The 4073-nt window shown below is 64.7% G+C and carries 3 protein-coding genes and 1 pseudogene; 2 read left to right on the forward strand and 2 right to left on the reverse strand.

Annotated elements, in window-relative coordinates:
* Together EN745_RS31295 and phnE are read left to right on the forward strand one after the other, a co-directional pair.
* A pseudogene (locus tag EN745_RS31295) lies at nucleotides 1-232 on the forward strand (phosphonate ABC transporter, permease protein PhnE); the annotation flags it as partial.
* 65 nt (nucleotides 233-297) lie between these two features.
* Nucleotides 298-1665: a phosphonate ABC transporter, permease protein PhnE gene (gene phnE, locus EN745_RS31300; protein WP_126058218.1), complete on the forward strand. Its 1368-nt coding sequence runs from the start codon at nucleotides 298-300 to the stop codon at nucleotides 1663-1665.
* A 232-nt stretch (nucleotides 1666-1897) separates the two neighbouring features.
* Here the strand turns inward: phnE and EN745_RS31310 are convergent, their stop codons facing one another.
* Nucleotides 1898-2749: a sugar phosphate isomerase/epimerase gene (locus EN745_RS31310; RefSeq protein ID WP_126058217.1), complete on the reverse strand. Its 852-nt coding sequence runs from the start codon at nucleotides 2747-2749 to the stop codon at nucleotides 1898-1900.
* A 66-nt stretch (nucleotides 2750-2815) separates the two neighbouring features.
* Nucleotides 2816-4003, reverse strand: coding sequence for a Gfo/Idh/MocA family oxidoreductase (locus tag EN745_RS31315; protein ID WP_126058216.1), 1188 nt, complete (start codon nucleotides 4001-4003; stop codon nucleotides 2816-2818).
* Nucleotides 4004-4073 lie beyond the last annotated feature (70 nt).

Consider the following 4073-nt stretch of genomic DNA (forward strand, 5'->3'; position numbering starts at 1 on the left):
GTCCTATACGTTGCTGCGCATCGAGATCAACGTGCGCATCTCGACGATTATGGGCGCAGTCGGCGGCGGTGGCATCGGCGAGGAGCTGAAGCTCTCCATCTCGCGCGGCTTCGGCGCCAAGACGCTGGCGCTGGTGCTGCTGCTCTTCACCACCATCTTCATCGTCGACCAGTTCTCCGCCTGGCTGCGCCGCAAGCTCGTCGGCGAGCAGGCCTTTCTGATGAGCGCCTGACCATGATCCCGAAAAGTGGACGCCGGTTTTCGGACAAGATCATGGTCAGGACCAAGGGTTGAGCCATGGCCACGATCACAGCAAACGATATGCAGGCGATAGAGGCGCGCTACCCGCAGATATTTCGGCGGCCGCTCTACAAGCGTTTCGGACCGCTGTTCCTGGTTGCTGGAACCGTCCTGTACCTCGCCTATGCCCTGTGGTTCTTCAGCATGCCGCAGGTGCTGCGCGAGTCGCATTGGGAGCGGCTGCCGCTCTTCCTTTCGCAATGGATCAGCTACGACCTGCAGCCGGAGTTCCGCCTCGACCAGCCGGAGATCACGCCCAAATACCCGCGCTTCTCCGCGCTTGGCGAGAACCCCAATCCTGACTGGGTGATCAGGAACCCGGACGGCACCTTCACCGTGCTGATCGACGGCCTGGCCAAATCCGTCACCTTCGACAAGACCAAAGCCGTGATTGTCGCCAACGGCCAGACGGTGCCCGTGTCGCTGGCCAGCGGCAAGCCCGTGATCTCAGGCCCGGTGCCCGACTGGATCACCGCGCATGACGACGAAGTCGTCGCGAGGATGGGCTTCGTCGGCGAGGTGCGCGTCACAGTCGACCGCGTCAAGGTGCGCAAGCGTTTCCTCGGCTGGGCGAACTTCGTCTTCGACACGCGATCGCCCTTCTTCGGGAAACCGGCCGGCGAAGTGGCCGCGCTGATCCTCTCCGGTCCAGAGCTGAAACCCGGCACATCAAATCTCGCGCTTGCCGCCGACAACATCTGGAACAACGCCCAGTGGCAGCATGGCGATGTCTGGACGAAGCTGTTGCAGACCATCGTCATGGCATTCCTCGGCACGCTGCTCGGCGGCATCGTCGCCTTCCCGCTCGCCTTCTTCGCCGCCCGCAACATCACGCCGAGCGGGCTGCTCAGCCAGGTGCTGAAGCGCTTCTTCGACTTCATGCGCTCGGTCGACATGCTGATCTGGGCGCTGTTCTTCACCCGCGCCTTCGGCCCCGGTCCGCTCGCCGGCAGTGCCGCGATCTTCTTCACCGAGATCGGCACGCTCGGCAAAACCTATTCCGAGGCGCTGGAGAACATCGACGACAAGCCGCGCGAGGGTGTGCAGTCGACCGGCGCCAACGGCTTGCTTGTGCAGCGCTACGGCGTGCTGCCGGAGGTGGTGCCGGTCTTCATCAGCCAGACGCTCTACCAGTGGGAATCCAACACCAGAGGCGCCACCATCATCGGCGCCGTCGGAGCCGGCGGTATCGGCCTGAAATTATGGGAAGCGATGCGCACCAACTCCAACTGGGCCAACGTCTTCTACATGGTGCTGCTGACGCTGGCCGTCGTCTTCATCTTCGACAACATCTCGAACTTCCTGCGTCGCCGGCTCAGCCGCACGCTGCATGACTACAACAGGTTGCAGGCTGCGCGGGGTTAGTCCTCGCTAGCAGAATCTTGCGAGAGGTCGACGGGACAGCGCCCCCCTCTGCCCTACCGGGCATCTCCCCCACTTGGGGGGAGATCAGCCGCCACCCATGGCTTTCGCCAATCTCCTACGTTGCCGAATTGAGCTAAGCGCCGCAGCCGCCAATCTCCCCCCTTGTGGGGGAGATGTCCGGCAGGACAGAGGGGGGGGCGCGAAGGATCGCGGCGCTCGTCGGACGGCCATTCTAAGCCGCCTTCTTCCACCCATCCCTGATATGCTTGTACCCCTCCCGATACACGGCCTCCGGCGTCTCCGCAAAATCCCGCCAAACCTTCGTCGCCGCAGCCAGGTCCTTCAGCGACCGCCCGAAGGATTCGATGGTCAGCCAGTCGTCATAGCCGCTCTTGCGGATGGCCGAGAACGTCTCCTTCCAGGGAATATTGCCCCGGCCCGGCACCCCGCGATCATTCTCCGAAATATGGATATGGACGACATTCCGGCGGTTGCGCAAATAGGCGCCGATCGGATCGGCCTCCTCGATGTTGGCGTGGAACGTGTCGTACATCGCCTTGACGTGCGGCCGGTCGATCGCGTCGATATGCTCGGACAAATCGTCCATCGTGTTGAGCAGATAGCATTCGAAGCGGTTGAGCGCCTCTAACCCGATGGTGACGCCCTTCTTGCCGGCATGGTCGCCAATGGCGCGCTGGGAGGCGACCGAGCGCTTCTTCTCTGCCGCCGTCGGTCCGCTGCCGGAAAAGGCGCCCAGCGTCGAATGCAGTGGACCGCTCAGCCTGTTGGCGCCGAGCGCGGCGCTGCAGTCGATCGCCCATTTCATATAGTCGATGCCGGCCTTGCGCGTCGCGGCATCGGCCGCGATCAGACTCATCGCCGGATCACCCATGGCCGAGACAGCGGTACGCTGCAGCCCGATGCGGTCGAGCAGGTCGCCGAGTTTCTTGTAGTCGTCGGGCGCGCCGGAAAACACCGGGATCTCGACGCCGTCGAAGCCGGTCGCCTTGATGTCGCGAAGCAGCGCCTCGTGCTTCTTTGAGACGCTGGTCGTCCACAAGAACATGCACATGCCGATTTTCATCGACACCCTCCCCTGACGGCCGCCTGAACGCCGGCTCTGTCATTCCCTGCCGACTGGGCGCCCCGATTAGAGTTTCGTCCACGCCCCGTTCTTCTTCGACGACTTCACGCAGGCCCCGATGAAGGCCATGCCTTCGACGCCGTCGGCAATCGTCGGGAAGACGACATCCTTTGCCGGCTTGCCGCCCTTCCTGCGCGCCGCGCGGATGGCGCGGGCCGCTTCCTGGTAGATATTGGCGAAGCCTTCGAGATAGCCCTCCGGATGGCCCGAGGGAACACGGGTGACACGCCCGGCGGAGGGCAGCGCGCCGGCGCCGGCGCGGGTCAGGAGCTGCTTCGGCTGGCCGAACGGCGTATACCAGAGATAGTTCGGATCGGCCTGCACCCATTCCAGCCCGCCCTTCGAGCCATAGATGCGCAGCTTTAGACCGTTCTCATGGCCGGGCGCCACCTGGCTGGCCCAGATCATGCCCTTGGCGGGATGCGCCTTGCCGACCGGCTTGAAGCGCAACAGCACATTGATGTTGTCGTCGAGCTGCCGCCCCGGCACGAAGGCGTCGAGATCGGCAGACAGCGCATCGAGCTCCAGCCCGGAGACGAAGCGCGCCAGGTTGTAGGCATGCGTGCCGATGTCGCCGAGCGCACCACCGGCACCGGCCTGCTTGGGGTCGGAGCGCCACGCAGCCTGCTTCTGGCCGGTCGCGGCGAGATCCTCGGTCAGCCAGTCCTGCGGATATTCCGACTGCACGATGCGGATGTCGCCGAGCTGGCCCTTGGCCACCATCTCGCGCGCCTGGCGGATCATCGGATAGGCGGTGTAATTGTGGGTGAGCACGAACACCTTGCCGGTCTTCTCGACCAGCGCGGCGAGCTTCTTCGCCTCGGCCAGCGTGGTTGCCAGCGGCTTGTCGCAGATGACGTGGATGCCGGCCTCGAGGAAGGCCTTGGCCGCCGGCACATGCACATTGTTGGGCGTGACGATCGCCACCGCCTCGATGCCGTCCGGCCGCTTGGCCTCGGCCTTGGCCATCTCGGCGTAGGAGCCGTAGCTGCGCGCCGGATCGAGGCCGAGCTCGGCGGCCGAAGCCTTGGCGCGCTCCGGGTTGGCCGACAGTGCGCCGGCAACCAGGACGAAGTCGTTGTCCAGCCTGGCCGCGATCCGGTGCACCGCGCCGATGAAGGCGCCTTGCCCGCCGCCGACCATACCGTAGCGGATCGGGCCGCCTCCCGTTTCCGACTTCGATGCGCCGACCATTCCTGTCTCCCTCGTTGGTGCTTGCCTCCCTTTGAGGGGAGGTCGATCCGCGCAGCGGATCGGGTGGGGT

Source organism: Mesorhizobium sp. M4A.F.Ca.ET.022.05.2.1 (assembly GCF_003998845.1).
In the GTDB taxonomy this organism is placed as follows: domain Bacteria; phylum Pseudomonadota; class Alphaproteobacteria; order Rhizobiales; family Rhizobiaceae; genus Mesorhizobium.